At 71.8% G+C, this 24,706-nt stretch carries 26 protein-coding genes and 1 pseudogene; 10 read left to right on the top strand and 17 right to left on the bottom strand.

From position 1 onward, the window contains the following. Positions 1-63: 63 nt before the first annotated feature. A complete protein-coding gene (locus ACWDY5_RS26420) occupies positions 64-678 on the top strand; it encodes a TetR/AcrR family transcriptional regulator (RefSeq protein ID WP_449724926.1) in 615 nt (204 codons plus the stop codon). Here ACWDY5_RS26420 and ACWDY5_RS26425 read toward each other — a convergent pair whose 3' ends face one another. The 12 genes from ACWDY5_RS26425 to ACWDY5_RS26480 all read right to left on the bottom strand — a co-directional run bounded on the left by ACWDY5_RS26425 (position 679) and on the right by ACWDY5_RS26480 (position 11,133). After that, a complete protein-coding gene (locus tag ACWDY5_RS26425) occupies positions 679-1,491 on the bottom strand; it encodes a helix-turn-helix domain-containing protein (protein WP_449724860.1) in 813 nt (270 codons plus the stop codon). It lies immediately after the preceding gene. Further along, positions 1,478-2,350, bottom strand: a complete 873-nt coding sequence (locus ACWDY5_RS26430) for an NmrA family NAD(P)-binding protein (protein ID WP_449724861.1) — start codon at positions 2,348-2,350, stop codon at positions 1,478-1,480. The genes ACWDY5_RS26425 and ACWDY5_RS26430 overlap by 14 nt, the downstream gene beginning before the upstream one ends. Positions 2,351-2,423: 73 nt before the next feature. Beyond that, positions 2,424-2,828, bottom strand: a complete 405-nt coding sequence (locus ACWDY5_RS26435) for a hypothetical protein (protein WP_449724862.1) — start codon at positions 2,826-2,828, stop codon at positions 2,424-2,426. 107 nt (positions 2,829-2,935) lie between these two features. Beyond that, positions 2,936-3,493 carry a sugar O-acetyltransferase gene (locus ACWDY5_RS26440; RefSeq protein ID WP_449724863.1) on the bottom strand — a complete coding sequence of 186 codons (558 nt, stop codon included), beginning with the start codon at positions 3,491-3,493 and terminating at the stop codon, positions 2,936-2,938. An 11-nt stretch (positions 3,494-3,504) separates the two neighbouring features. Further along, positions 3,505-4,467, bottom strand: a complete 963-nt coding sequence (locus ACWDY5_RS26445; RefSeq protein ID WP_449724864.1) for a phosphotransferase — start codon at positions 4,465-4,467, stop codon at positions 3,505-3,507. A gap of 56 nt (positions 4,468-4,523) precedes the next feature. Then, positions 4,524-5,141 carry a pentapeptide repeat-containing protein gene (locus ACWDY5_RS26450; RefSeq protein WP_449724865.1) on the bottom strand — a complete coding sequence of 206 codons (618 nt, stop codon included), beginning with the start codon at positions 5,139-5,141 and terminating at the stop codon, positions 4,524-4,526. Continuing rightward, entirely contained in the window at positions 5,134-5,397 is a 264-nt protein-coding gene (locus ACWDY5_RS26455; protein WP_449724866.1) for a hypothetical protein, read from the bottom strand. Before ACWDY5_RS26455 ends, ACWDY5_RS26450 begins: the two co-directional genes overlap by 8 nt. A gap of 26 nt (positions 5,398-5,423) precedes the next feature. Beyond that, a complete protein-coding gene (locus ACWDY5_RS26460) occupies positions 5,424-6,386 on the bottom strand; it encodes an ABC transporter ATP-binding protein (protein ID WP_449724867.1) in 963 nt (320 codons plus the stop codon). Continuing rightward, positions 6,383-7,372: an ABC transporter ATP-binding protein gene (locus ACWDY5_RS26465; protein ID WP_449724868.1), complete on the bottom strand. Its 990-nt coding sequence runs from the start codon at positions 7,370-7,372 to the stop codon at positions 6,383-6,385. The genes ACWDY5_RS26460 and ACWDY5_RS26465 overlap by 4 nt, the downstream gene beginning before the upstream one ends. Before the next feature lie 2 nt (positions 7,373-7,374). Continuing rightward, positions 7,375-8,283 carry an ABC transporter permease gene (locus tag ACWDY5_RS26470; RefSeq protein ID WP_449724869.1) on the bottom strand — a complete coding sequence of 303 codons (909 nt, stop codon included), beginning with the start codon at positions 8,281-8,283 and terminating at the stop codon, positions 7,375-7,377. Beyond that, the gene (locus tag ACWDY5_RS26475) at positions 8,280-9,305 is read right to left on the bottom strand and encodes an ABC transporter permease (protein WP_449724870.1); all 1,026 of its coding nucleotides are present in this window, start codon (positions 9,303-9,305) and stop codon (positions 8,280-8,282) included. The genes ACWDY5_RS26470 and ACWDY5_RS26475 overlap by 4 nt, the downstream gene beginning before the upstream one ends. Positions 9,306-9,309: 4 nt before the next feature. Next, positions 9,310-11,133 (bottom strand): ABC transporter substrate-binding protein, encoded by a 1,824-nt coding sequence (locus ACWDY5_RS26480; protein WP_449724871.1) that lies wholly within the window; start codon positions 11,131-11,133, stop codon positions 9,310-9,312. A gap of 99 nt (positions 11,134-11,232) precedes the next feature. On the opposite strand from ACWDY5_RS26480, the gene ACWDY5_RS26485 reads away from it, so the two are divergent. Then, entirely contained in the window at positions 11,233-12,060 is an 828-nt protein-coding gene (locus ACWDY5_RS26485) for a M55 family metallopeptidase (protein ID WP_449724872.1), read from the top strand. Position 12,061: 1 nt separating this feature from the next. On the opposite strand, the gene ACWDY5_RS26490 is transcribed toward ACWDY5_RS26485, so the two are convergent. Further along, positions 12,062-13,276 (bottom strand): FAD-dependent monooxygenase, encoded by a 1,215-nt coding sequence (locus ACWDY5_RS26490; RefSeq protein ID WP_449724873.1) that lies wholly within the window; start codon positions 13,274-13,276, stop codon positions 12,062-12,064. Between the two features lie 85 nt (positions 13,277-13,361). Here ACWDY5_RS26490 and ACWDY5_RS26495 point away from each other — a divergent pair, with 85 nt between their 5' ends. From ACWDY5_RS26495 to ACWDY5_RS26510, 4 genes are all read left to right on the top strand, one after another. Then, on the top strand, positions 13,362-13,940 hold the full coding sequence (locus ACWDY5_RS26495) for a TetR/AcrR family transcriptional regulator (RefSeq protein WP_252480368.1): 579 nt from the start codon (positions 13,362-13,364) through the stop codon (positions 13,938-13,940). Beyond that, positions 13,933-14,466 carry a GNAT family N-acetyltransferase gene (locus ACWDY5_RS26500; protein WP_449724874.1) on the top strand — a complete coding sequence of 178 codons (534 nt, stop codon included), beginning with the start codon at positions 13,933-13,935 and terminating at the stop codon, positions 14,464-14,466. The genes ACWDY5_RS26495 and ACWDY5_RS26500 overlap by 8 nt, the downstream gene beginning before the upstream one ends. A gap of 101 nt (positions 14,467-14,567) precedes the next feature. After that, the gene (locus tag ACWDY5_RS26505) at positions 14,568-15,095 is read left to right on the top strand and encodes a hypothetical protein (RefSeq protein ID WP_449724875.1); all 528 of its coding nucleotides are present in this window, start codon (positions 14,568-14,570) and stop codon (positions 15,093-15,095) included. Between the two features lie 145 nt (positions 15,096-15,240). Beyond that, entirely contained in the window at positions 15,241-16,032 is a 792-nt protein-coding gene (locus tag ACWDY5_RS26510) for a hypothetical protein (RefSeq protein WP_449724876.1), read from the top strand. 22 nt (positions 16,033-16,054) lie between these two features. Here ACWDY5_RS26510 and ACWDY5_RS26515 read toward each other — a convergent pair whose 3' ends face one another. Further along, positions 16,055-17,197 carry a nucleotide disphospho-sugar-binding domain-containing protein gene (locus ACWDY5_RS26515; protein ID WP_449724877.1) on the bottom strand — a complete coding sequence of 381 codons (1,143 nt, stop codon included), beginning with the start codon at positions 17,195-17,197 and terminating at the stop codon, positions 16,055-16,057. 43 nt (positions 17,198-17,240) lie between these two features. Between ACWDY5_RS26515 and ACWDY5_RS26520 the strand changes: the two genes are divergently transcribed. Then, a complete protein-coding gene (locus ACWDY5_RS26520) occupies positions 17,241-18,662 on the top strand; it encodes an NAD(P)/FAD-dependent oxidoreductase (RefSeq protein WP_449724878.1) in 1,422 nt (473 codons plus the stop codon). On the opposite strand, the gene ACWDY5_RS26525 is transcribed toward ACWDY5_RS26520, so the two are convergent. Beyond that, positions 18,628-19,572, bottom strand: a complete 945-nt coding sequence (locus ACWDY5_RS26525; RefSeq protein WP_449724879.1) for a GlxA family transcriptional regulator — start codon at positions 19,570-19,572, stop codon at positions 18,628-18,630. The two genes, ACWDY5_RS26520 and ACWDY5_RS26525, sit on opposite strands and share 35 nt — an antisense overlap. Before the next feature lie 130 nt (positions 19,573-19,702). Here ACWDY5_RS26525 and ACWDY5_RS26530 point away from each other — a divergent pair, with 130 nt between their 5' ends. From ACWDY5_RS26530 to ACWDY5_RS26540, 3 genes are read left to right on the top strand one after another with little or no spacing between them, the layout of a single operon-like run. Beyond that, entirely contained in the window at positions 19,703-20,338 is a 636-nt protein-coding gene (locus ACWDY5_RS26530; RefSeq protein ID WP_449724880.1) for a DJ-1/PfpI family protein, read from the top strand. A gap of 4 nt (positions 20,339-20,342) precedes the next feature. Then, positions 20,343-20,807, top strand: a complete 465-nt coding sequence (locus tag ACWDY5_RS26535; RefSeq protein WP_449724881.1) for a hypothetical protein — start codon at positions 20,343-20,345, stop codon at positions 20,805-20,807. Between the two features lies 1 nt (position 20,808). Further along, complete coding sequence (locus tag ACWDY5_RS26540) at positions 20,809-21,051, top strand: hypothetical protein (RefSeq protein ID WP_449724882.1); 243 nt, start codon at positions 20,809-20,811, stop codon at positions 21,049-21,051. Between the two features lie 1,111 nt (positions 21,052-22,162). On the opposite strand, the gene ACWDY5_RS26545 is transcribed toward ACWDY5_RS26540, so the two are convergent. Together ACWDY5_RS26545 and thrS are read right to left on the bottom strand one after the other, a co-directional pair. Then, the gene (locus tag ACWDY5_RS26545) at positions 22,163-23,386 is read right to left on the bottom strand and encodes a Glu/Leu/Phe/Val dehydrogenase dimerization domain-containing protein (protein WP_449724883.1); all 1,224 of its coding nucleotides are present in this window, start codon (positions 23,384-23,386) and stop codon (positions 22,163-22,165) included. 61 nt (positions 23,387-23,447) lie between these two features. Beyond that, positions 23,448-24,677 (bottom strand): annotated as a pseudogene (gene thrS, locus ACWDY5_RS26550) (threonine--tRNA ligase); the annotation flags it as partial. Positions 24,678-24,706 lie beyond the last annotated feature (29 nt).

A 24,706-nucleotide genomic window follows, 5' to 3' on the forward strand; every position in this document is an offset into this window, starting at 1 on the left:
ACCAGTTGGAATGTCGGCAATGCCGCTCATCGGGTGCAGCCAATCGGCTGCTTTGCTGGCATTATCAGCACTGTGTCCGCACGATCCGCACCCGAACCTACCGACCGGTTTGTGCCGGAGCGGCTGGTCGAGGCCGCCACCCGCCTGTTCGCCGAGAAGGGTTACCCGGCCACCTCGGTGCAGGAGATCTCCGATGCCGCCGGCGTGACCAAGGGCGGCCTGTACCACTACTTCAAGTCCAAGGCCGAGCTGCTGCACGAGGTCTACCGGCGCCTGCTGTTCCGCCAGACCTACCGCCTGGAAGAGATTGCCACCAGCGCCGGCTCCCCTGCCCAGCGCTTGCGCGCGGCCGCCGAGGACGTGGTGACCAGCAGTGCGGGCAGCCTGCGCGAGGTGACGGTCTTCTTCCGGGAGATGCACCACCTGCCGCCGACCACCCTGGCCACGGTCCGCGCCGAGCGCCGCCGCTACCACGAGCGCTTCCGCGGCCTGGTCGAGGAAGGCCAGCGCACCGGCGAGTTCCGCCCGGACATCTCGGCGGACCTGGTGACGCACTCCTTCTTCGGCGCCATCCACCACATGGCGGTGTGGTACCGCCCGAGCGGCCCGAAGAGCGCGGCGGAGATCGGCGCGGACTTCACCGAGCTGCTGCTCAGCTCACTGCGCCCGACCTCCTGACTACCCGCGCAGCGCGGCCGCGGTCGCCGCGTCGGCGGGGAAGAAGGACTCGATCGCCAGTTCGGAGACGGTGATGTCGGCCGGGGTGCCGAAGGTGGCGACCATGCTGAAGAAGGTCAGCTCCCGGCCCTGGTGGCGCACCCGCAGCGGCACCACGACCTCGCCCGGCCCTGGCAGCTCGACCTCCGGTTCCGGCTCGGCGCACGGATAGCCGGACAGCTCGGCGTACAGCTCGGTCAGCACCGGATCGGCGGTCATCGCCACCTGCCGCCGCAACCTGCCCAGCAGGTGCGCCCGCCACTCCCCCAGGTTCGCGATCCGGGGCGCGAGCCCGTCGGGGTGCAGGCTGGCCCGCAGCACGTTCACCGGTGGCGTGAGCAGGTCGGGCCGCACGCCCTCGGTGAGCACGCCGATGCTGGCGTTGGCCTCCACCATGGTCCAGGCCCGGTCGATGACGACCGCCGGGTAGGGCTCGTGGGCGGTGAGGATCTGCCGCACCGCGGTCCGCACCGCGGCCATGTGCGGGGCGTCCAGCTGCGATTCGGCGTAGACCGGGGCGTAGCCGGCGGCGAAGAGCAGGTGGTTGCGTTCCCGCAGCGGCAGGTCCAGCTGCTCGGCCAGGTGCAGCAGCATGTCCCGGCTGGGCTTGGACCGCCCGGTCTCGACGAAGCTGAGGTGCCGGGTGGAGATGTCGGCCTGCACCGCCAGCTCCAGCTGGCTGAGCCGCCTGCGGTCCCGCCACCCGCGGAGCAGTTCGCCGACCGGCCGGGTGGCCCGGTCACCGGCGTAGGTCCTCGGCTTACCGGAAGTCATCTGCATGATCGGCGGCCCATCGCGCGTAGGGGTGAGCGGGGCGTCCCAGCACCCGCTCGACGTCATCGGTCAACTCCGCGGCCCCGGCAAAATCCGACTCGGCGAACGGGGCGTCCTCGGGTCCCAGCATCCAGTCGATGAACGCCGGGTCGTGGCCCTGAGCCTGCCAGTTCGCCCGCGCCTGGGCCGGGCTGATCGCCTCGAACCGCAGCTCCCGGCCGATCGCCGCGGCGATCGCGGCGACCTGTTCCGGCGGGGTGACCAGCTCTGATCCGGTGAGCACGTACTTGGCTCCGTGGTGCCCGTCCTGGGTCAGCGCGGCGACCGCGACCGCGGCGATGTCGGCCTCGTGCACCATACCGCTGGCGATCTTGCCGAAGGGCGAGCTCACCACGCCGGTGGTGCGGATGGCGTGCGCCCAGTCCAGGGTGTTGGCCATGAACTCCCCGGCCCGCACGTGCGTCCACTCGACCCCGGCGGCCTCCACCGCCCGTTCCACGGTCACCTCGGCGGCGTGGTGGTAGCCGGCGTCGTCGACCCCGGGTTCGTCGTCGACCACCGCGCCCGAGGACAGCGTCACGATCCGCCGCACCCCGGCGTTGGTCGCGGCGGCCACGACCTGCGCCGCCGTGCTCGTCAGCGCGAAGGCGGGGGCCAGGAACATCCGGTCCACGCCGGTGAACAGCCCGGTGAGGCTGTCCGGCTCGGCCAGGTTCCCGGCGACCACCTCGGCGGCTTCGGGCAGGCCGGCCCGGGCCGGGTCGCGGGTGAGCGCCCGCACCGGGTGCCCGGCGGCGAGCAGCTGCCGGAGCACCTCGCCGCCGATGGTCCCGCTGGCTCCGGTGACCAGAATCCGCATGACGTCCCCCGTTACTCAAGTTTGAATGGAGCGCCACTGTATCCAGCACCGGAGCCTTCGGCAAGTCACCGGGCTAGCGGGCGGCGCGGCGCAGCCCGACCACCTGGAGCTCGGCGAACACGGCCACCGTGGCTGCCTGGACCAGCACGAACGCCAGGCCCAGGCCAGTCATGGACACCGTCGCGGCGACCGCGAGGCTGGCGATCACCCACAGCGCGTTGATCACCACGATCTCCCAGGCGCCGACCCGGCTGAGTCGCCGCCGCATACCCACGGTGGCCACACCGGCGGCGAAGACGACCAGCACCGCGCCCGCGCCGAGCAGCAGTCCGGCGGGCAGGCCCAGCAGCTCGGTGAGGAAGGAGCTGCCCAGCAGCAGGAGCAGGCCCATCCCGCCGGAGGCCACCGCGTCCAGGCGCAGCGCCAGGCGGAGCAGGCCGTGCGGGTTGGCAGCGGTGGCGGTGGTCTGAGTGGTCATCGTGACTCCTCGGTCGGAAGATCGTCGTTCGTGCTTGCCGGCATGACGATCTCCCGACCGGGGTCACGCTGTCGATTACCCCAGAGGTAATGCCCCAGGTCAGCGCCTCACAGGTTTCTGATCACCCGGCAGGGGTTGCCCACGGCCAGAACCCGCTCGGGCAGGTCCCTGGTCACCACGCTGCCCGCGCCGACCACGGTGTTCGCGCCGATGGTGACGCCGGGGCAGACGATGACGCCGCCGCCGAGCCAGGCGTTGTCGCCGATGGTGATCGGCGCGGCGGTCTCCCAGCGCTGGCGCCGGAGCTCGTGGTCCTCGATCGGGTGCAGCGAGGTGAGCAGCTGGGCCCGTGGCCCGATGGAGACGTCGTTGCCGATGGTGATCGGCGCGCAGTCCATCAGGATCGCGTCGTAGTTGATGAAACTGTTGTCCCCCAGGCGAATGAGGTAGCCGTAGTCGCACTGCAACCGCGGCATGATCCACGATCCCGTGCCGATGCCGCCCAGCAGCTCGGCGAGGATCCGCTGCCGTTGTTCGTCTTCACCGGAGCGGGTCGCGTTGAACTCATCGACCAGGCGCTGGCAGTGCCGGCGTTCGGCGAGGAGCACCGGGTCGTTGTCCCGGTACAGCTCGCCGCGCAGCATGCGTTCCTTCTGCTCGCTCATGATCACCCACCCTAGCCATCGCCCAGCTCGGCCAGGGTGCCGGTGAGGCCGGTCCAGGCCTGTTCGGTGTCGGCGGTGCGGGTGTGCGGGGCGCGGAACCAGGTGAGGAAGGCGGCGACGTCCTCCAGCGCCCAGCGCAGCCGGTACAGCTCCAGGGCCGAGTGGTCGACCGGGCGGCCGCTGATTTCGGTGTAGCGAGCCAGGTCCTCTGCGTCCCGGGCGAGCAGCCACAGGTCGCGTTCGGGCACGGCCAGGGCGACGGTGTCCCAGTCGAGCAGGTAGCGGCGGTGCTGGGCGCGGAGCAGGTTGCCGGGGTGGGGTTCGCCGTGGGTGAGGACCGGTCGGCCGCGCAGGGCGGCGGCCCGGTGGTCGAACTCTTGGAGCCGGCGCTGGAGGGTGGCGGCGTGCCGGGTGAGCAGGTCGCGGGCGGGTTCGGCGAAGGGGCCGCCGGCCCAGGGGTCGCGGAGGGTCTTGAGGGCGGAGTTGAGGTGGGACCGGGAGGGGAGGTCGGGGCGGTGGTGCGGAGTGGTTGGCGGGGGCGGGGTGTGGTGGAGGCTGGCCAGCAGGTCGAGGAGTTCGGCGCGGTCGTCGGGGGTGACGGGGTCGCCGAAGTCGCCGGTGGTGCCGTCCAGGTAAGGGAAGACGCTGATGGCGTAGTGGGGTTCGAGGCGGCGCAGGGTGTGGCCGTCGGGGGTGCGGAGCGGGGCGGCCACGAAGTCCAGGGGCAGGGCGGCGGCGGTGGCCATGGCCTGGTGGAGGCCGTGCCAGGCGCGCTCGGGGGTGGGGCCGCAGTGTGGTTTGCCGGTCAGGTCGGCGACGGTGATGAACCAGCGGCGGGTGTGGTTGTCGGTGGCGGTCCAGTGGTGGTCGCCGAAGCCGACGGGGGCGTGCGTGAGGGTGGTGGGGGTGATGTGCCAGGCGTGCAGGGCTTCGCGCAGGACCTCATCGGTCAGGGTGGGTGGCCGGTCCTTCATGGCGGGCAAGCTAGCCGCTGCGGGTGTGACCGGTCGCGGGATTTCCGGCGGGCGGGTCAGCCGACGCGCAGGCCGAGCGCGGTGACCAGCACCAGGGCCTGGTCCGGGTCGATCCGCGCGCCCTGGAGCTCGGCGTTGCGGGGATCGAGCGCGGTCAGGTCGGTGCCGCGGAGGTCGGCCTGGGTCAGGTCGACCCGGTGCAGCAGCGCATCGGTGAGGTCGACGCGGTGCAGGGTGGCCTTGCGCAGGCGGGCGGCGGTGAGGTCGGCCTCGCGCAGGCGGGTGCCGGTGAAGGTGGCGCGGCTGAGGTTGGCGCCGGGCAGGCCCACGTAGGACCAGTCGCCGCCGGTGACGGTGAACAGCTCGTAGGTGCAGCCGTCGAACATGCTGCCGGTGAGCTTGCAGTCGAGGAAGCGGGTGTCGAAGAAGCGGCAGCGGGTGAAGGTGCAGTTGAGGAAGGCGCTGCCGGTGTGTTCGCTGGCGTTGAACCGGCACTGCCGGAAGGTGCAGTCGGTGAAGGTGGCCTGGCGGCTGGACATCTCCGAGAGGTCCACGTCGAGGAAGGCGACGCGGGTGAAGCTCTGGCCGGAGAGGTCCTGCTCGACGTCCCAGTCCCGGTTGTGCACGGTGGTGTCGGTGGCGGGCGCGGGTCTGCCGCCCAGGCGCTCAGCCATGGGCGTGGACGACCCGCAGGCCGGTGGGGCTGTCGGTGAGCGCGGTCAGCGGGTCCGGGGTGGCCAGGGTGAGGTTGTACTCGGCCAGGGACCGGAGCAGGCGTTCGGCGGCGTTGCGGCGGCCCGCGGGGCTGACCGCCATCACCAGGCTCACGGTCACCCCATCGGGGGTGGACTCCAGCCGGTAGGTGCCCGCGCGCATGGCGCGCAGCGCGTGCTGGACCAGTTCGACGGGGATGGCGGGTTCGGCTGGCACGGGTTCAGCATGCCCTTCCCGGCTCGTCAGCGGTGCACGGGGGCGGTGGCCAGGTGGCAGGCGACCTCGGTTCCGGTGTCGGCGGTGAGCACGGGCAGGTCGATCCGGCGGCAGGCCTGGGCCACCGGCGCCGCGGCTCCACCGGCCAGGGCGGGGCAGCGGGGGTGGAAGCGGCAGCCGCCCGGGATGCGCGTGGGGTCGGGGGCCTCGCCGGTCAGCACGGTGCGGTTCTCCCCGAGCACGGACAGCAGCGCCTGGGTGTAGGGGTGCCGGGGGCTGGTGAGGACCTGTTCGACCGGGCCCGCTTCCACGATGCGGCCCAGATACATCACGGCGACCCGGTCGGCGATGTTCCAGGCCAGGCCGAGGTCGTGGGTGACGACCAGGGCGGCCAGGTCGAGGTCGGCGCGGAGCTTGAGCAGCAGGGCCAGGATCTCGCCGCGGACCGAGGCGTCCAGGGAGGCCACCGGTTCGTCGGCGATGAGCAGCCTGGGGTGCAGGGCCAGCGCGCCGGCGATGACCACACGCTGGCGCTGGCCGCCGGAGAGCTCGTGCGGGAAGACCCGGAAGAAGCGTTCCGGCGGGCGGAGCCCGGCCCGGGACAGGGCGTCGGCGACCTGCTCGGCCTCGTTGCCGGGGGTGCGGTGGATGCGCAGGCCCTCGGCGACGGCCTCGTAGACGGTGTGGCGCGGGTTGAGCGCGCCGGTGGGGTCCTGCAGGATGAGCTGCACCTGGCGGCGGTAGGCGCGCAACCCCTTGGTGGAGCGCGGCAGCGGCGTTCCTTCGAAGCTGACCTGGCCGCGGGTGGGGCGTTCCAGGCCGAGCAGGGTGCGGGCCAGGGTGGTCTTGCCGCAGCCGGACTCCCCGACCAGTGCGGTGATCTCCCCGGCGTTGACGGTCAGGTTGACCCCGTCCACGGCGCGGGCGGTGGCGCCTGCGCGGGAGCGGAAGTGCACGGCGAGGTCCTCGGCGCGCAGCAGCGGGCTCATCGGGCGGCCTCCGGGACGTGGGCGTGCACGCAGGCCGCGGCGTGGTCGTCACCGGCGGGCCGCAGCTGGAGATCGGTGGTGGCGCATTCCGGTTGGGAGACACCACATCTGGGGTGGAACGGGCAGCCGCCGGGCAGGTCGGCCGGGTCGGGCGGGTCGCCGGGCAGGCCGCGCGGGGCCATCCGGGAGGCCGGGTCGCCCACGGTCGGGAAGGCCGCGGACAGTGCGGCGCTGTAGGGGTGCACCGGCGCGGTGGTGACCTGCTGGGCGGGGCCGAGCTCGACGATCCGCCCGGCGTACATGATCGCCAGCCGCTGGCAGGTCTGGGCCAGCACGGACAGGTCGTGGCTGATCATCATCAGGCCGATGCCGCGTTCGGCGACCAGTTCGGCCAGCAGGTCCAGCACCTGGGCCTGCACCATGACATCCAGCGCGGTGGTCGGTTCGTCGGCGATGACCAGTCGCGGTGAGCAGGCCAGCGCGAGGGCGATCATCACGCGCTGCTTCTGCCCGCCGGAGAGCTCGTGCGGGTAGGCGCGGGCGTGCCGGGCGGGCAGTCCGACGCGTTCCAGCAGCTCGGCGACGGCTCTGTCCACATCGGACTGCCGGCTGGAGGCCGCGCCCGCGCCCTTGTGCACCAGGATGGGTTCGGCGATCTGCTCGCCGATGCGGCGCACCGGGTTGAGCGCGTGCATGGCGCCCTGGAAGATCACCGAGGCCGCGGCCCAGCGCACCGCGCGCAGCCGGCCCCAGGACATGCCGGTGACGTCCTCGCCGTCGAGCAGGATCTGCCCGCTGATGGTCGCGCTGCGCGGCAGCAGCCGCAGGATGGACATGGCCACGGTGGACTTGCCACAGCCGGACTCCCCCGCCATGCCGAGGGTCTGCCCGGCGTCCAGGGACAGGTTCACCCCGCGCACCGCGGGCACCGGGCCGCGTGCGGAGGCGTAGGTGATGGTGAGGTCGCGCAGTTCCAGCAGGGTCATCTCTAGCGTCCCCCCGGGTTGCGCAGCCGTGGGTTGAGCACGGCTTCCAAGGCCCGTCCGCACAGGGTGAAGGCGAGCACGACGAGCATGATGCCGATGCCGGGTGGCAGCACGTACCACCAGGCCCCGGCGGAGACCGCGCCGCTGTTGAGGGCGGCGCGCAGCATCGATCCCCAGGTGACCACGGTGGGGTCGCCCAGGCCGAGGAAGGACAGCGTGGACTCCGCCACGATCGCGCTGGCCACCTGCAGCGTGGTGTCGGCGAAGACCAGTGGCGCGGTGGAGGGCAGCACGTGCCGCAGGATCAGGTGGCGGTGGCCGCCGCCGAGGGCGCGGGCGCGTTCGATGTAGGGCCTGGCCTCCACCGCGAGGGTCTGGGCGCGGACCAGGCGGGCGGCGCTGGGCCAGGAGGTCAGGCCGATGGCCACCACGATGGTGAGCAGGCTGCGGTCGAGCACGCTGCTCAGCGCGATGGCCAGCACCAGGGAGGGCAGCACCAGGAAGAAGTCGGTGAAGCGCATCAGCACCGCGGCCACCCAGCCGCCGAAGTGCCCGGCCAGCAACCCGACCAGGGTGCCGATGACCATGGTCAGCACCGCCGCGGCCAGGCCGACGGTCAGCGAGACGCGCGCGCCCCACCAGACCAGCAGCAGCACCGAGCGGCCGGTCTCGTCGGTGCCGAGCAGGTAGTCCGCGCTGGGGCCCTGCAACGGCCGTCCGGTGGTCTTGGTGACATCGAGCTGGGTGGCGTCGGTGACCAGCGGGGCCAGCAGCGCCAGCAGCGTGATCAGGATCAGCCCGCACAGCCCGGCCAGGCCGCCGCGGTCGAGCCGGAACTGCCGCCAGGCGCGGCCGGCGGCCTCGCGACGGCGGGCCCAGGCCAGGGAACGGGGCGAGACGGGGGCGCTCATGCCGCACGCACCCTGGGGTCGAAGACCCGGTAGAGCAGGTCGGCCACGACGTTCATCGCCACCACGCTGCCGGCCAGCACGGTGAAGACTCCTTGCAGCAGCGGCAGATCGGGCACGCTGAGCCCTTCGTAGAGCAACAGCCCGAGACCGGGCCAGGTGAACACGGTCTCCACGGTCACCGCGCCCTGCACCACCAGGCCCAGGCGCAGGAAGATCAGGGTGATGGTGGGCAGCATCGCGTTGGGCACGGCGTGGCGGCGGCGGACCTCGTCGTCGGTGAGGCCCTTGGCGCGGGCGGTGGTGAGGTAGTCCGCGCCGGTCTCCTCCAGCAGCGCCGAGCGCATCACCAGCTGGTACTGGGCGAAGACCACCGCGACGAAGGTCAGGCAGGGCAGGGCCAGGTGGTGGGCGATGTCCAGCAGCTTGGGGAAGAACTCGTTCGGCACCGAAGGGTCTTCCATGCCGCCGGAGGGGAACAGCTTGCCGGAGGCCATCATCAGGATCAGGCCGAGCCAGGCGGTGTGCGCCGACCACAGGGTCAGCGCGCTGCCGGTGGCCAGCTTGTCGAAGCGGCTGCCGTGCTTCCACGCGCTGCGCACGCCCAGCCACAGCCCGATCAGCACCGCGATCAGCGTGCCGGTGCCCACCAGCAGCAGGGTGGGCCCGAGCCGGTCCAGGATCAGCTCGCCCACCGGCCGCCGGTAGGTGTAGGACACGCCCAGCTCGCCCTGGAACAGTCCGCCGAAGTAGTCCAGGAACTGCATCCACAGTGGACGGTCCAGGCCGAACTCGATGCGCAGCTGGGCCAGCTGCTCGGCCCCGACCGGGCGGCCGCGGGTCATGGTCTGCACGGGGTCGCCGGGGATGACCCGGAACAGCAGGAACCCGAGCACGATCACGAACAGCACGCTGATCAGCGCGCCGCCGAGCTTGCCGAGCACGTAGCGCAGGGTGCCGGTGGACTTCCTACCGGTCTTGCCCGCTGGTTCCAGCTGCTCGGCCGGGGCGAGCAGGTCGGTCACGAACTCACTCCCGATCGTCGGCGGAGGCCTTGCGGCGACGGGCGAGGAGCACCACGGCGATGCCGCCGACCACGACCACGGCGATCACGATGCCGATGATCAGCCCGGTGTTGCCGCCGGAGCCGGTGTCGCCTGCCACGCCGACGGGGGTGGCGCTGTAGTAGCCCCACATGCCGTTCTGCTCGCGGATCACGCCACCCTCGCTGGGCTGGGTGGTGAAGGCGGCGAACTTGTCGCTGCGGTAGGCCTCCATCGCGTTCTCGTAGTACAGGACCACGCTGGCGGCCCGGTCCACCGCGACCTTCTGCATCTGCTTGACCAGCTCGCCGCGCTTGGCCCGGTCGAACTCGCCCAGCTGCGCCTTGTACAGCCGGTCGTACTCCGGGTCGCAGAGGAAGGAGTCGGTGGTGCCGCCCTTGCCGTCGGCGCCGGGACGCTGGTCGCAGGTGTGCAGGCTGAGGATGAAGTCGGGGTCGGGGTTGGTGCCCCAGCCGGAGAAGGCGATGTCGTACTGCCCGCCGGTGGTGCGCTCGTTCATCTGGTTGGCCGAGATGGTCTGCAGCTCCACCCCGACGCCGATGTCGGCCAGCCAGCGCTTGACGTACTCGGCGCTGGTGATGTCGTTGGGCCGGTCGTTGCGGGCGAAGAGCCGGAAGGTCAGCGACTTGCCGTCGGCGCCGGCCCGGATGTTGTTGGCGCCCTTGCGGTATCCGGCGGCGTCCAGGGCGGCGTTGGCCGCGGCGGGGTCGAAGGCGCTGCCCGCGGCCTCGGGGGTGAGGTGGAAGTCGGGGTAGACCGGCGGGATGAAGCCGCCGCCGACCTGGCCGAAGCCCTGCAGCACCCGCTCGACCAGCTGCTTGGGGTCGATGGCCTTGGCGATGGCCTGGCGCACCTTGACGTCCTTGAGCGCGGGGTGCCCGTCGCCGATGGGCGCGCCTTCCTTGGTGGCCGCGCCGGGGTTGAGCACGAGCTCGGAGAAGCGGCGGCCGTTGGCCTTGTTCAGCTTGACGCCGTTCTCGTTCTGCAGGGCCTGGTACTGCGCGGCGGTGAGCCGGTTGACCAGGTCGATCTCGCCCTTGCGCAGCGCCTGCACGGCGGCGTCGCTGTTCTTGAAGTAGACGAAGTGCAGCTCGTCGATCTTGGGCGCGCCGCGCCAGTAGCTCTTGTTGGCCTTGAGCTTGACGTACTGCTCGGCCTTGTGTTCCAGCAGGGTGAACGGCCCGCTGGAGACCACCGGCTGCTGCTCGTTGGTGTAGTCCTTCAGGCCCGTGCCGACCTTGGACCAGACGTGCTCGGGCACCACCGGCACGTCCAGGGCCAGCATGGTGGCCTGCGGCGTCTTGGTCTTGATCACGACCTGCTTGCCGTCCGGCGAGGCGGTGACGGTCTCGAAGTTGGTCACGAAGCTGCCGTTGGCGGTGGCCGCCACCGGGTCCTTCATCATCAGGTTGTAGGTGAAGGCGACGTCCTTGGCCGTGATCGGCGTGTCGTCGGACCACTTCGCGTTGTCCCGCAGGGTGAAGGTCCAGGTCAGCTGGTCCGGCGAGGCGGACCACTCCTTGGCCAGGCCTTCACCGGGGCTGTTGTCCTCGGCCTTGTAGGAGGTGAGGAAGTCATACATCAGCCTGCCGATCTCCGTGGAGGACTGGAGACTGGCCAGGAACGGGTTGAGCGAGTCGATGCCCTGCAACAGGCCCACCCGCAAGGTGGTGCCCGCTTGCTGCTGCGCGGTGGCCTGCGGCGCCGCCGCGAGCATGGCCGGCGCGGCCACCACCGCGCAGGCGAGCAACGCGCCGAGCAGTCCGCGCACCCTGCGTGCCGAGGTCATCGACTTCCCCTTCCAGCTGGTGCCAAGAAATAACCATCTCGCCACATAACAAGTCAACGAGTACCGCGAAGAACTGTCCAGGTCGTAACGTGATCAACCGTGCGCATTCTGATCTCGGCCGATATGGAAGGTGTCACCGGGGTGACCTGGGGCGCTGACGTCAAGCCCGGCACGCCCGGCTGGGAGCGGTTCCGGCCGGTGTTCACCGGCGATGTCAACGCCTGCGTCTCCGGCCTGGTGGCCGGTGGTGCCACCGACATCCTGGTCAACGAGGCCCATTCCTCGCAGCGAAACCTGTTGATCGAAGAACTGGATGTGCGGGCCAGGATGCTCACCGGGCGGCACAAGCCGCTGTCGATGATGCAGGGCATCGACTCCGGCGTGGACGGCGTGGTCTTCCTCGGCTACCACGCCGCCGCCGGCCAGCAGGGCGTGCTGGCGCACACCTACCTGGAAAACTCGATCACCGGGGTGTGGCTGGACGGGGTGCTGGCCAGCGAGGGCCGCCTCAACGCCGCGCTGGCGGCCGAGCACGGCGTCCCGGTGCTCATGATCACCGGGGACGACCGGTGCTGCGAGGATGCCGCGGCCTACGTGCCGGAGGCCGAGCGGGTGGCGGTCAAGGAGTGCGTGAGCCGCTACGCCGCGATCTGCCTGCCACCCACCCGATCGTGGGAATTGATCATCAGCGCGGCGCAGCGGTCGATGAACCGGGCCGGGCGGGGTGACCCGGCGCCGGGCCCGCACCGGATCGAGGTGGAGTTCGACGCCGCGCACCTGGCCATGGCCGCCGCGGTGATCCCCACCGTGGAGCAGGTCGACGTGCTGCGGGTGGGTTTCGACGCCCCCGACATGACCGAGGCGATGAAGTGCTTCAAGATCGTGACCGCGATCGCGGCCGGGGCGACCGAGCCGGAGTGGGGCTGACTCACACCCTGGTGCTGATCGGGTAGTCGGGCAGCTCGATCGCGTGCGCGGCGCGCTGGATCTGCTCGTGCATCTTGGCCGCGATCCGGTTGCGCGCGCCCTGCGGGGTGAACTTCATCATCCGCAAGGACAGTCCGCGCAGCCTGCGCTGCCAGGCGGTGTCGGTGATCATGCCCTTGGCGCCGGTCACGCCGAGCTGCTGGTTGGCCGTCACGTAGGGCCGCATGATCCGCTCGTAGGCGGCGAAGGCGGCGGTGTGGCCGGCGTTGCGGGCGAGTTCACCGGCCAGCACGTAGGCGCCGACGAGTGCGAGGCTGGTGCCCTGCCCGGAGGCCGGTGAGGCGCAGTAGCCCGCGTCGCCGAGCAGCGCGATCCTTCCGGTGCTCCAGCTGGGCATCTCGATCTGGGCCACGGCGTCGAAGTAGAAGTCCGGCGCGGTGGCCAGGTCGGCGAGCAGGTTGGGCACCTGCCAGCCGATCCCGGCGAAGGCCGCGCGCAACGCCTGGTGCTGGGCCTGGACATCGCGGCCCAGGTTCAGCTCGCCGGCGCCGAACATCAGCAGGCCCTTGGCCGCCTCGCGCGGGCTGGTGCGGTAGATGCTGGCGGTGCCGCCGACGCCGTTGTGGAACAGCTCCCAGCGGTCGAGGTCCATGTGGTGGCGGGTGGTGAAGATGGAGATGTAGCGGCCCAGGTGCCGCAGGTAGTCCGGCTCGGGGCCGAAGGCCAGCGCGCGGGTGGTGGAGTGCAGGCCGTCGGCGCCGACCACCAGGTCGAAGGTGCGCGGCGCGGCGCGCTCGAAGACGGCCTCGACGCCCTCGGGGGTCTGGGTCAGCGCGGTGACCGAGTCGCCGTAGATCCACTCGACCTCCTCGTCGCAGGCCTGGACCAGGATGCGGCTGAGGTCGCCGCGCCAGAGCTCGGCGTCGCCGGTGCCGCGGCCGTACATGAAGTCGGCGTCCATGCTCGCGATCGGCTTGTTGCCCTCGGTGACGAAGGTGACGCCGCGGACCTTGGTGTCCACCGCCTCGATCGACGCCCGGATGCCCATCCGCTCGCACACGGTCATCGCCGCACCGCGGACGTCGATCTTGTAGCCGCCTTCGCGCGGGGCCGGGGCGCGTTCGACCACGGTGGGCCGGAAGCCGTGGCGGCGCAGCCAGTAGGCGAGGGCGGGGCCGGCGACGCTGGCGCCGGAGATGAGCACGGTCTTGGTCATGCCGAGGACTGTACAAGCGTCTCAAACGTGTGTCTAGAACAGTTGTGCAAGACAGCTGTCTCAGACGCGGGTTAGGATGGTGACCATGGGAAACAACCGCGAGGCCCTGCTGGCGGGGGCGAAGCAGTGCCTCTACGACAAGGGCTACGCGCGCACCACCGCCCGCGACATCGCCGGCGCCTCCGGGGTGAGCCTGGCCGCCATCGGCTACCACTTCGGCTCCACCCAGGAACTGATGAACCAGGCCCTCTACGCCGCCATCCAGGAGTGGGGCGACGAGGTCGAGGCCGCGCTCTCCGCCGAGCTGGACCCCGAGGCCACTCCCCTGCAACGCTTCGAGAGCTACTGGGAACGGGTGCAGGCCAGCTTCCGCACCCACCGCCGGATGTGGGTGGCCACCTTCGAGATCTTCCCCCTGATCGACCAGCTGCCCGAGGTGCGCGCCTCCCTGGCCCAGGGCATGGAACACGCCCGTCTCGGCCTGGCCGAACTCCTGCAGAACATCGGCGCGGCCAGCGGCGACGCCCGCCAGGTCGGCGCCATCCACCAGGCCCTGCTCAGCGGCGTGCTGGCGCAATGGCTGATCGACCCCGACGCCGCGCCCACCGCCGCCGACCTCTCCGCAGGCCTGCGCCGCATCGCCCAGGACATCACCCATGACTGATCTCCGCCTGCTGCACACCGCCGACCTCGACGCCACCACCCGCCGCGACCTGCGCGCCCTGCTGGACCTGGCCTTCGACGGCGACTTCCCCGATGCGGACTGGGAACACTGCCTCGGCGGCCTGCACGCCCTGCTCTACGCCGGCCACACGCTGATCGGGCACGCCGCCGTGGTCCAGCGACAGCTGCTGCACCAGGGCCGCGCGCTGCGCACCGGCTACGTTGAAGGCGTCGCCGTGCACCCCGCCCACCAGCGCCGCGGCCACGGCGGCACCCTGATGGCCCCACTGGAACGGGTCATCCGCCACGGCTACCAGCTCGGCGCCCTCGGCGCGGCCCAGGACGCCCAGCCCCTCTACCGCGGCCGGGGCTGGCTACCCTGGCTCGGCACCACCGCGGCCCTGACCCCCGAGGGCATCGTGCCCACCCCGGAGGAGACCGACGCCGTGCACGTCCTGCCCGTGCACGGCGAGCTGGACCGCACCGGCCTGCTGACCTGCGACTGGCGCGACGGCGATCTCTGGTAGAAGTTCACCCGATCGCCGGATGTACGTAGTTACACCGACGCGACTCCCCACCGGATGCGGCCACTCTTCCCTGGCGCCACCTTTCCGGGAGGGGACTCGCCATGACCAGCACATTCATCGGCCACAACCTCGCCGCCCTGCGCCCGGTCCCGCACGTGGGCGACTGGGCGCCGATCGGCTGCCCCGGCCTGCCCGACCAACCACCGCTACCGGGCGTGCTCGGCGAACACGACGGAGTCCACTACACCGTGGATCCCGCCGCCCCGCGGTGGCTGCGCGCGCACGACCCGGCCACGCACACCCCGGACCCCGGCCGCGACATCCCGCTCGGCCCGGCGCCACTGCCGCTGACCGGCGTGCGCGGCGGCCTGTTCACCCCGAGCTCCCGGGTGCTGCTCATCGCCGACGACCCGAACACTGTGTTCTGCTTCGACCTGCTCCACGTGCCGGGCGAACCCCGCCTGATCGGGGTGTGCACCGGCGCCCGCCCGCTGCCGGAGCTGCCCGGCCGCACCACCGGACTGGTGCTGCGGTCCTGGTGGCACGACGGGAAGTTCACCCCACTGCACGTGCTCACCGCGCACGGCGGCGCATACGGACTGGCGGTGCCCGAGCCGATCGAGCTGTAGCACCGCCGAACACGCGCCCGATGTCCGTAGTTTCCACGACGCACGGGCGCACACCGATGACAGAAGCTTGATGAGGTGGGCTCGCCCGCGTTTTGGGGGTCGCGGGCGATCCCACCACATCGCGCCGGCGCGGAAGGACCCGTCCATGGCCCACACCAGAACCCAGCACCAGAGCCCAGGCCTGGCACCCCCGGACGTGGCCGCCTGGACCGAGGTCCGCACCGAGGCCACCACCTCCTGCGAACACGTCTGCTGGTACCTGCCCACCACCTCCGGCGGCCACCCCGCCCTCGGCGCGCACGCCCACGACGGCGAACAACTCGGCCTGCTGCACCCTGCCGCCCCGGTGCCCGCCACCGCCACCGGCTTCGGCGCCCCGGTCTCCCACCGCGGCCACCTCGACGTGCCCGTCACCGGCCCAGCCGGGATCTGGCGACTACGCCCCGACGGCACCGACCAGAGCTGGCTGCCGGCCAAGGAACTGCCCGACGCCGACCTGTTCACCTGGTGCGGCAGCCAGCTCGGCCTGCTCTACACCAGCGCCGCCTGCCACCCGCGCACCCTGCGCGCCTACGACCCGACCACCCTGGCGCACCTGCCGTACTGGGACATCGACCTCGGCCCCAGCCCCCTGCCACTGACCCACGTCCGCGGCGGCGTGTTCACCCCCAACCGCCGCCTGCTCCTGGTCTCCGGCGCGCCCGGCGAACCCAGCACCCTGTCCTGCTTCGACCTGGTGCAAAACCCCCGCCACCACCGCCGCCCACTCTCCGCCCGATGCAGCGGCGCCCGCGCCCTGTCCGAGATCACCGGCGAGATCACCGGCCTGGCCATCCGCCCGGTCTGGATTGGCGACACCTACGCACCCCTGCACATCCTGTCCACCGCGGGCTTCCCCGCCCACAGCTTCCGCGTCCCCGACCCCGACAACCTGTGAACCAGGCCTGACCACCACCGGCTCAGCACACCCGGTCAGCGATCAACCCCGCCACCCGCCCGGCCGCACCGGCCACCGCGATCCGCGCCCCCAGCTCCGCCGCCCGCGCCCGCATCCGCTCATCCCCCGCCACCCGGCGCACCGCCCGGTACAGCGCCGCCGCCCGCACCGGCTGCGCCACCGGCACCGCCAGCCCCAGCCCGGTCAGCCGCCGCGCCGTGCCCCGCTGATCACCCAGCCGCGGCGCCACCACCATCGGCACCCCGGCCGCCAGCGACTCCAGCACCGAGTTCATCCCGGCGTGGGTCACGAACACCGAGGTGTGCGCCAGCACCGCGCGCTGCGGCAGCCGCCGGCGCGCGATCACGTTGTCCGGCAACCAACCCAGCTCAGCCGGATCGGTCGCGCCGGTGGCCAGCAACACCAGCCAGTCGGTGTCCGCGAAAGCCTCCGCGGCCGCCTGGAAGAACCCCGGACCGCGCGCGAACACCGTGCCCGGCGAGACCAGCAGCACCGGCCGCGCCTCGATCTCCGCCCACGGCAAAGGTTCCCCGCCCCGGTCAGCTTCACCCAGCAGTGGACCCACGAAGTGGAAGCGGGACGGGAAGCTCGCGCGCGCCGGTTGCAGCTCCGGCAGGGTGGTGACCAGCACCGGATCCGCCCCCCTCGCCGCGGGCGCCAGCCGGGCCAACCGGGCGCGCCGGGCCAGCGTGGCGGCCAGATCGCCGTAGCGGTGCCGGGCGGTGCCGGCCAGCACCGCGTCGTTGACCGCGTAGGTCGTGCTCCACACCATCGCCGGCACCCCGGCCGCCCTGGCCAGCCGACCGGCCCACCCACTCATCGCGTCCCACACCACCACATCCGGCCGCCGACGCTCGATCTCCTGACGCAGCAACGCTTTCCCCGCCGAGTCCGCCCGCAACCGGGTCCGCGCCGAGCGACCCAGCCGCCGCAGCTCCGCCCACCGGAACCGCTCCGGCACCCAGGTCTCGAACCCCACCGGCACCGCCACCACCTCCGCACCGGTGGCCGCCACCACCTCGGCGAACGCCGGCCCCACCAGCACCCGCACCCGGCAGCCACGCGCGTGCAGCTCCCGCAGCACCGGCAACAGCGGGTTCACATGGCCGTGCGCGGCATACGGCACGAACATCACATCGATCACAACCACCGACGGTAACGAGTCGATCCCCCAAAGGTGGCAGGATGTGCCAGTGCCGACTCACCACGCCGTTGTTCTCGGGGGCGGACTCGCCGGGATCCTGGCCGCGCACGTGCTCGCCGAGCACGTCGACACGGTCACCATCATCGACCGCGACGACCTGCCCGAAGGTCCCGAACACCGCAAGGGCACCCCACAAGCCCGCCACACCCACGTCTTCGTCGAAGGCGGCTACACGGCACTGGAAGACCTGCTGCCCGGCATCACCGACGAGCTCACCGGCCTCGGCGCCCGCCAGCTGCACCACCCCGCCGACATCCTCGTCCGCCGCCCCACCGGCTGGCGCGACCGCAGGTCACCCGAGGTCGGCATCATCAGCGCCAGCCGCGCCCTCACCGACTGGGCGATCCGCCGCCGCGTGCTGGCCCACCCCCGCATCACCGTCGCACCACCGGCCACCGTGGTCGGCCTGCTCGGCGACCGCCGCCGGATCAGCGGCGTCCGGCTGCGCGACCGCGGCGCCACCGACACCCGCCGCCTCACCGCCGACCTGGTCATCGACGCCACCGGCCGCTCCTCGCACACCCACGACTGGCTCACCGAGCTGAAACTGCCCTCCGTGCACCGCGAGCACATCGACTCCGGCATCCGCTACGCCACCCGGGTCTACCAAGCCCCGCCCGGCACCCCGGCCACCTTCCCCCTGCTGCTCATCGAGCCCGACCCTGCCTCCGGCCGCCCCGCCGTCGCGGGCATGCTCTCCCCCATCGAGGACGACCGCTGGATCCTCACCCTGGTCGGCCCGAAACACGACCCGCCACCCACCGACGAGGACGGCTACCCGCCGTTCCTGCGCAGCCTGGCCGACCCGATCCTGGCCGACCTGATCGCCGCGGCCACCCCGCTGACCCCGCCCTACGGCTTCGCCAACACCGCCAACCACCGCAACTTCTACGAACGCGCCCGCTTCTGGCCGGACGGACTGCTCGTGCTCGGCGACGCCTACGCCACCTTCAACCCCATCTACGGCCACGGCATGGCCACCGCCGTGCTCGCCGCGCACGCGCTGCGCCGCCGCTGGCAGCGCCACCACCCGCTGCTACCCGGCTCGGCCCGCCGCTCCCAGCGCGCCATCGCCAAGGTCACCGAACCGGCCTGGCGGATGGCCACCGCCCAGGACCTGCGCCTGCCGCACACCACCACCACCGGCCGCCACCCCGGCCGCCTGGCCAAGCTCAACAACCGCTACGCCGACCGCATGATCGCCGCCACACCCGGCCGCCCCGGCCTGCTGCGCGCCAGCCTGCGGGTCTTCGCGCTGCTGGACTCCCCGCTGCGGCTGTTCACCCCGCGCGTGCTCTGGCAGATCCTGCGCGGCCCCCGCGGCCAGTACCTGCCCGAAGCGCCGCTGACCCCGGAGGAACGCCGCATCCTCACCCCGGCGAGCGGAACGACCGCCGATAGCTAGCCGGAGACACCCCCACCAGCTGCCGGAACCGGTCCCGGAAGGCCGTCGGCGAACCGAACCCCACCTGCGCGGAGATCCGGTCCACCGAATGACCGGTCGTCTCCAGCAGGTGCTGGGCCCGCCGCAACCGCTCCCGCATGATCCACTGCAACGGCGTGGTGCCGGTCTGCTCGCGGAAACGGCGGCTCAGCGTCCGGGTGCTCAACCGCGCCTGCCTGGCCAGATCAACCAGCGTCAACCGGCGCTCCAGGTTCTCCGCCAGCCACACCAGCAGCGGCTGCAGCGAACCGCCGTCCGGGGCCGGATCGGAGTGCACGATGAACTGCGCCTGCCCACCGGCGCGCTCCAGCGGCATCACCGAGAGCCTGGCCACGTCGGCGGCCACTGCCGCGCCGTGGTCACGCCGCACCATGTGCAGGCACAGGTCCATCCCCGCGGCCGCGCCCGCCGAGGTCAGGATCTGCCCGTTGTCCACGAACAGCACATCGGGGTCCACCTCGATCGTGGGATACCGCCGGGCCAGCGCGGCCGCACCCAGCCAGTGCGTGGTGGCCCGCATCCCGTCCAGCACACCGGCCTCGGCCAGCACGAACGCCCCCGAGCAGATCGAGGCGATGCGCGCCCCGGCCGCCGCGGCCGCCCGCAACGCGGCCAGCACCACCGGGTCCACCGGAAGGCTGACATCGCGGACGCCGGGAACTATCACCGTGTCCGCCCCGGCCAGCGCGCTCAGGTCCCAGCGGGTGCGCACCTCGAACATCCCGGCATCCACCACACCCCCGGCCGAGCACACCCGCACCTGGTAGGCGGGCCGGCCGCCGGGCAGCCGGGTCCGCTCGAACACCTCACACGGAATGGCCAGATCCGAGGGCACCACGTCGTTCAACGCCACAATGGCCACCACCCGCATGGCCACACCATACCCATCGCCGCAGGTCACCGGCTTGGCGAGAAGTCGGCGGTTATTGGCTTTCCAGCCACTCGTGCCCCAGCGGCCCACCCGCCACAGTGATCACCGACCCCGAGGGGAAAGGATCACCATGCTCGCCCAGATCGTCCTGTTCGACGGCGTCGACCCACTCGACGCGATCGCCCCGCACGAGGTGCTCGGCGCCGCCGGCGCCCACACCGGCGGCGCGATCACCGCCCAGCTCGTCACCGTCGGCACCGCCACCACGGTGGTCAGCGGCAACGGCCTCACCCTGCACGCCCAGGCCGCACTCGACCCCGACCGCGCCGACCTACTGATCATCCCCGGCGCCGCGGGCTCCATGGCCAACGGCGCCACCGAGATCACCGACCGGCTCACCGCAGCCCTCACCCCCGCCCTGCACCAGGCACTGCACACCTTCACCGCCCGCCCCGGCACCGTGCTCGGCACCGTCTGCGGCGGATCACTGCTGGTAGGCGCGGCGGGCCTGCTCACCAACCGGCCCGCGGTCACCCACCGCGCCGGCCTGGCCCAACTGGCCGCCTTCGGCGCGGTCGTGGTGCCCGCCCGGGTGGTCGACGACGGCGACCTGGTCACCGCGGGCGGCGTCACCTCCGGCCTGGACCTCGCCCTGCACCTGGTCGAACGCTTCCTCGGCGCGGAGACCGCCTTCGCCATCGAGACCCTGTTCGAACACGAACGCCGCGGCGTGGTCTGGCGTGCCGACGCGGTGACGACGGGCTGAGCCGATGACGAAGTTCCTGCTCAGCGTGCACGTGCTCGCCGCCATCGTGCTGATCGGCCCGGTCACCGTCGCCGCCAGCCTGTTCCCCCGCTACGCCGGCGCGGCCCTGCGCGCGGAGGCCACCGCGGTCCCGGTGACACTGCTGCTGCGGCGGATCACCCGCGGGTACATGATTGCTGGAATCGTGGTGCCGGTGTTCGGCCTGGCCACCGCGGTCCAGCTGAAGGTGCTGGGCGACGCGTGGCTGATCATCTCCATCATCCTCACTGCGCTCGCCGCCGCGGTCCTCGCGGTGGTTGTCGTGCCGGCGCAAACCACGCTGGTCAACGCCCTACCCAAGGCCGGCGGCGACGAGCCGTGGCAAGGCGTGCTGCGCACACTGCGGATGTCCACCGGCGTCTTCAACCTGCTGTGGGCGGTCGTGGTGGTGCTGATGATCGTCCGCCCCGGCTCGACCACAGGAGCCTGAGATGCGCCTGCTCCGCTACGCCGCCCTGGCCGAGATGATCACGGTCGCGGTACTGCTGCTGAACCTGGTGACGGTGCACTGGCGTCCGGTCAGCGCACTCACCGGACCGCTGCACGGCACGGCATACCTGCTGGTCATCGCGGCCTGCCTACTGATCGAGGACACCCCGGCCCGCACCCGCCTGCTCGCTTTCATCCCGGCCATCGGCGGCTACCTCGCACTGCGCCACCTCCAGCAACGCTAGGCCGGCCAGCTCCTTCACCCGCCGCGGCCGCGTCCGGGATCCCCCACACCGGCACCATCCGCTTGATCTTGAGCTGGGCCGCGATCTGATCGGCGCACTCGCCCCGCCGACCTGCCCGACCCATTGTGCTGCAACACCTTTCGGCAACGCGGACCCGGCTCATGGTCCACCAGCCACCCTCGGTCTCCCTGCGGAGTGCAACGCCAGCAACGCGAATTCGTCCCCTTCCTCGGCGAAGTCGATCTGCTGGGTCACAGGCGGAGCCGGACGCCGGTCGCCTCGGCCAGCCGCTCGGGTCTCGATGCGGGTTGTGGGTTTTTGCTGCTTGAACGGATCAGTTTTGATTGTCACTGAAATTATCGGAGGAGATGAGCTTTTGTTGGTGACTGTGGTGCTGGCGTGGCTGTTCCGGCACACCATCAAGAGATGGGTCGACCGGCACCGGCGGCGACCCGGCCCGGGGTCCGGCGGGTGAGATCGACGAGGTAGGATCGGGCCACTGAAGTGCGGTTATGGTCCAGACGCGGTGGTTGACACCGCACAGTTGACCCGATCGGGCGACAGTGATCCAAAACGAAAGGCAACCAAAACCGGGGTTCGAGCGTTCCGCAGAGGAACGGTGGCGGCGGCGGACCCCGTCAGGGGCGGCAGCGACCACTGCTCCCCCGGCCCCAGCCAAGGCTCACTCGACCCCGCACCGGGAAGTCGATCGGCCGGATATCGGCAAGCCAGCGAGCCCCGGCCGGCCAGCGGCTCGCGCCGGCACCGCGCCCACGGCCGTGGCCCGGGGCCCCGCCCCGGCAGGGGTGGCCAGCGCGGTCTGGCCCCGGCTCGCGGAGGAGTTCCGGCGTGGTGCCGGGACTTCAGCTTGCGCGAGCCAAGGTGAGGCGCAGCCGGAACTCGGGTGAGCGCGGAAGCCGGAACTCGCGAGACATCGGAAGCCGGGCGCAGCGGGCCAGGCTGGCCGGGCGAGGCTTGACGGGGGCGGCTTGACGGCGCGGCAGAGGCTGAACTGCGCTGCGGAAGCTAGGCGAGTGTGGACGCCGGGCGGAGCGGCTGGGGCGCGAGGCTGGGATGCGCGCCGGTGGCCGACCGGTGGCCGGGGCGGTGGTCAGCCGAAGCGGGCTTCGATGGCGGCGAGGTTTTCCGTGGTCATCGCGGTCGCGGCGGCGCGTGGGGGTACGCCGGTGGTGCGGGAGCGGTGCAGGATCTGGGTGACCAAGTGGTGCATTTGGGTGCGGACCTTGGTGAAGGATTCGGGGGCGTTGGGGTTGATGTCGCCGAAGAGGGTCCACCACCACCAGGAGTTGGTGGCGGAGTTGGCGACGATGTCGGGGATGACCGTTACGCCCCTGGCGGTCAGGGCCGTTTCGGCTTCTGGGGTGACGGGCAGGTTGGCGGCTTCGACGATGAGGCGGGCCGTGACGCGGGTGTGGTTGGCCGTGTTGACGCAGTAGGAGATCGCCGCCGGGACCAGGATCTCGGTGGACAGGGCTAGCCAGGCGTCTCGGGGCAGCTGCTCGTCGGTGGGGCGGAGCTGGGTTCGGTCGATGGCGCCGTGGGGGTCGCGGGCGCGCAGGAGGCGTTCTACGTCCAGGCCGTTGGGGTTGGCGATGGTGCCGTGGATGTCGGCGATACCCACCACGCGCAGGCCCGCCTCGGCCAGGAAGCGGGCCGTGGCGCCGCCCATGGAGCCGAAGCCCTGGATGACCGCGCGGGCGCCTTCGCGGGGCATCTTGAGTTCGGCCATCGCGGTGAGGGCGGCTTGGGCTACGCCTGCTCCGCCGACCAGCTCGTCCAGGGCGATGCCGTCGACGGTGATGGCGAAGGCGTCGGTGAGGCGTTGGGTCGCGGCGGGTTCGTCGTCCAGCAGGGGGTAGACGGCTTGGATCGAGCTGCGCAGGCCCAGCTCGGCGATGACCTCGTCCAGGGTGTCCTGGCGCAGGCCGAGGTCTTCGCCGGTGGTCCAGGCCGTTTCCAGGTACGGGCGGACGGCTTCCAGGTAACGGCGCAGGACTTGGCGGGACGCCGGGTCGTAGGGGCTGCAGTCGATGCCGCCCTTGGCCCCGCCGAGCGGGAGGTACCGCGCGGCGGGGTCGTAGTTGAGGGCTTCCTTGGCGGTCATGCCGCGAGCCAGGCCCCGGACCTCGGACAGGATGCAGCCTTCGCGCATGCGGAGGCCGCCGCTGCACACGCCGCGGACCAGGCGGTCGATGACCAGGAAGCCGCGTTTGCCGGTGACCGGGTCGGTCCAGGTCAGTTCGAGCAAGGGAGCGAGATCATCACCGGCCTGCTCCCGCGCCGAGGCGGCCGGCTGCTGGATGACCTCGATCATGGGCGCTCCTCTTACTGACTGACCAAACAGTTGACTCAGTATCGATCATCGACCGCCGATGTCAACCGACGTCCTCCCAGAGGTCCGGGCTGTGCGCCTGCACCACCGCCCGCACCCTGCGCAAACAGTCCTCCACAGGCATCGCGTCCAGGCGACGGCCGTCACGCAGGCGCAGGGCGACCTGGCCTTCGGCCGCCTCTCTCGCGCCGATCACCGCCTGGTACGGGGCCAGGCGGGCGGCGCGGATCCGGGCGCCGAGCGACCCCTCCCCCGGTTCCAGCACCTCCGCTCGCAGGCCGAGGTCGCGGCAGCGACGCAGGAGCTCGGCGGCGTGCGGCTCCTCCTCCGGCGAGATGGGCAGGATCGCCAGCTGACGCGGGGCCAGCCAGGGCGGGAAGGCGCCGCCGTGGCGTTCGATCAGGTGGGCCACCGCCCGCTCCACGCTGCCGATCACACTGCGGTGCACCATGACCGGCCGGTGCCGTCCGCCGTCGGGGCCGATGTAGTGCAGGTCGAACCGCTCCGGCTGGTAGAAGTCGACCTGGACGGTGGACAGGGTGGACTCGCGGCCCGCGCTGTCCGCGATCTGGATGTCGATCTTGGGGCCGTAGAAGGCCGCTTCGCCTTCCACCGCCTCGTAGTCGATGCCCGCGGCGTCGAGGACCTCGCGCAGGATCGCGGCCGCGCGCTGCCACATCTCGGCCCCGGCGACGTACTTGCCGCCCGCGCCGGGCAGCGAGAGCCGGTAGTGGGCGTCCTGGATGTCCAGTGCCGCATAGGCATTCCGGATCAGCTCCAGCGCGCCGGCGGCCTCCTCGGCGACCTGGTCCAGGGTGCAGAAGATGTGCGCGTCGTTGAGCTGGATGGCGCGCACCCTGGTCAGGCCGCCCAGCACGCCGGACAGCTCCGCGCGGTACATGCCACCGAGCTCGGCCAGGCGCAGCGGCAGCTCGCGGTAGCTGTGCGCGCGGGAGCGGTACATCAGCGCGTGATGTGGGCAGAGGCTGGGGCGCAGCACCATCTTGTCACCGCCAAGATCCATGGGCGGAAACATGTCCTCGCGGTAGTGGTCCCAGTGCCCTGATCGTTCGTACAGCTCGCGTTTGGCCAGCACCGGCGAGTAGACGTGCTGGTAGCCGGCGCGGAGTTCGGCGGAGCGGATGTACTCCTCCAGGCTGTGCCGGATCGCCGCGCCGTCGGGCAGCCAGTACGGCAGGCCCGCGCCGATCAGCGGGTCGGAGTCGAACAGGTTCAGCTCGCGGCCGAGCTTGCGGTGGTCAGGCATCGTGGTCTCCTCGCTGAATGCGGAGAGCGGGTGAC

It is taken from the genome of Crossiella sp. NPDC003009, assembly GCF_053591555.1.

What these genes read in the sequence shown, in the direction of transcription:
- ACWDY5_RS26470 (WP_449724869.1), bottom strand. Translation starts at nt 8,283, where the DNA reads ATGAGCGCCCCCGTCTCGCCCCGTTCCCTGGCCTGGGCCCGCCGTCGC.
- ACWDY5_RS26440 (WP_449724863.1), bottom strand. Translation starts at nt 3,493, where the DNA reads ATGAGCGAGCAGAAGGAACGCATGCTGCGCGGCGAGCTGTACCGGGAC.
- ACWDY5_RS26460 (WP_449724867.1), bottom strand. Translation starts at nt 6,386, where the DNA reads ATGAGCCCGCTGCTGCGCGCCGAGGACCTCGCCGTGCACTTCCGCTCC.
- ACWDY5_RS26490 (WP_449724873.1), bottom strand. Translation starts at nt 13,276, where the DNA reads ATGACCAAGACCGTGCTCATCTCCGGCGCCAGCGTCGCCGGCCCCGCC.
- ACWDY5_RS26435 (WP_449724862.1), bottom strand. Translation starts at nt 2,828, where the DNA reads ATGACCACTCAGACCACCGCCACCGCTGCCAACCCGCACGGCCTGCTC.
- ACWDY5_RS26480 (WP_449724871.1), bottom strand. Translation starts at nt 11,133, where the DNA reads ATGACCTCGGCACGCAGGGTGCGCGGACTGCTCGGCGCGTTGCTCGCC.
- ACWDY5_RS26545 (WP_449724883.1), bottom strand. Translation starts at nt 23,386, where the DNA reads ATGATCGAGGTCATCCAGCAGCCGGCCGCCTCGGCGCGGGAGCAGGCC.
- ACWDY5_RS26540 (WP_449724882.1), top strand. Translation starts at nt 20,809, where the DNA reads ATGCGCCTGCTCCGCTACGCCGCCCTGGCCGAGATGATCACGGTCGCG.
- ACWDY5_RS26500 (WP_449724874.1), top strand. Translation starts at nt 13,933, where the DNA reads ATGACTGATCTCCGCCTGCTGCACACCGCCGACCTCGACGCCACCACC.
- ACWDY5_RS26465 (WP_449724868.1), bottom strand. Translation starts at nt 7,372, where the DNA reads ATGACCCTGCTGGAACTGCGCGACCTCACCATCACCTACGCCTCCGCA.
- ACWDY5_RS26505 (WP_449724875.1), top strand. Translation starts at nt 14,568, where the DNA reads ATGACCAGCACATTCATCGGCCACAACCTCGCCGCCCTGCGCCCGGTC.
- ACWDY5_RS26445 (WP_449724864.1), bottom strand. Translation starts at nt 4,467, where the DNA reads ATGAAGGACCGGCCACCCACCCTGACCGATGAGGTCCTGCGCGAAGCC.
- ACWDY5_RS26430 (WP_449724861.1), bottom strand. Translation starts at nt 2,350, where the DNA reads ATGCGGATTCTGGTCACCGGAGCCAGCGGGACCATCGGCGGCGAGGTG.
- ACWDY5_RS26525 (WP_449724879.1), bottom strand. Translation starts at nt 19,572, where the DNA reads ATGCGGGTGGTGGCCATTGTGGCGTTGAACGACGTGGTGCCCTCGGAT.
- ACWDY5_RS26535 (WP_449724881.1), top strand. Translation starts at nt 20,343, where the DNA reads ATGACGAAGTTCCTGCTCAGCGTGCACGTGCTCGCCGCCATCGTGCTG.
- ACWDY5_RS26495 (WP_252480368.1), top strand. Translation starts at nt 13,362, where the DNA reads ATGGGAAACAACCGCGAGGCCCTGCTGGCGGGGGCGAAGCAGTGCCTC.
- ACWDY5_RS26425 (WP_449724860.1), bottom strand. Translation starts at nt 1,491, where the DNA reads ATGACTTCCGGTAAGCCGAGGACCTACGCCGGTGACCGGGCCACCCGG.
- ACWDY5_RS26530 (WP_449724880.1), top strand. Translation starts at nt 19,703, where the DNA reads ATGCTCGCCCAGATCGTCCTGTTCGACGGCGTCGACCCACTCGACGCG.
- ACWDY5_RS26450 (WP_449724865.1), bottom strand. Translation starts at nt 5,141, where the DNA reads ATGGCTGAGCGCCTGGGCGGCAGACCCGCGCCCGCCACCGACACCACC.
- ACWDY5_RS26510 (WP_449724876.1), top strand. Translation starts at nt 15,241, where the DNA reads ATGGCCCACACCAGAACCCAGCACCAGAGCCCAGGCCTGGCACCCCCG.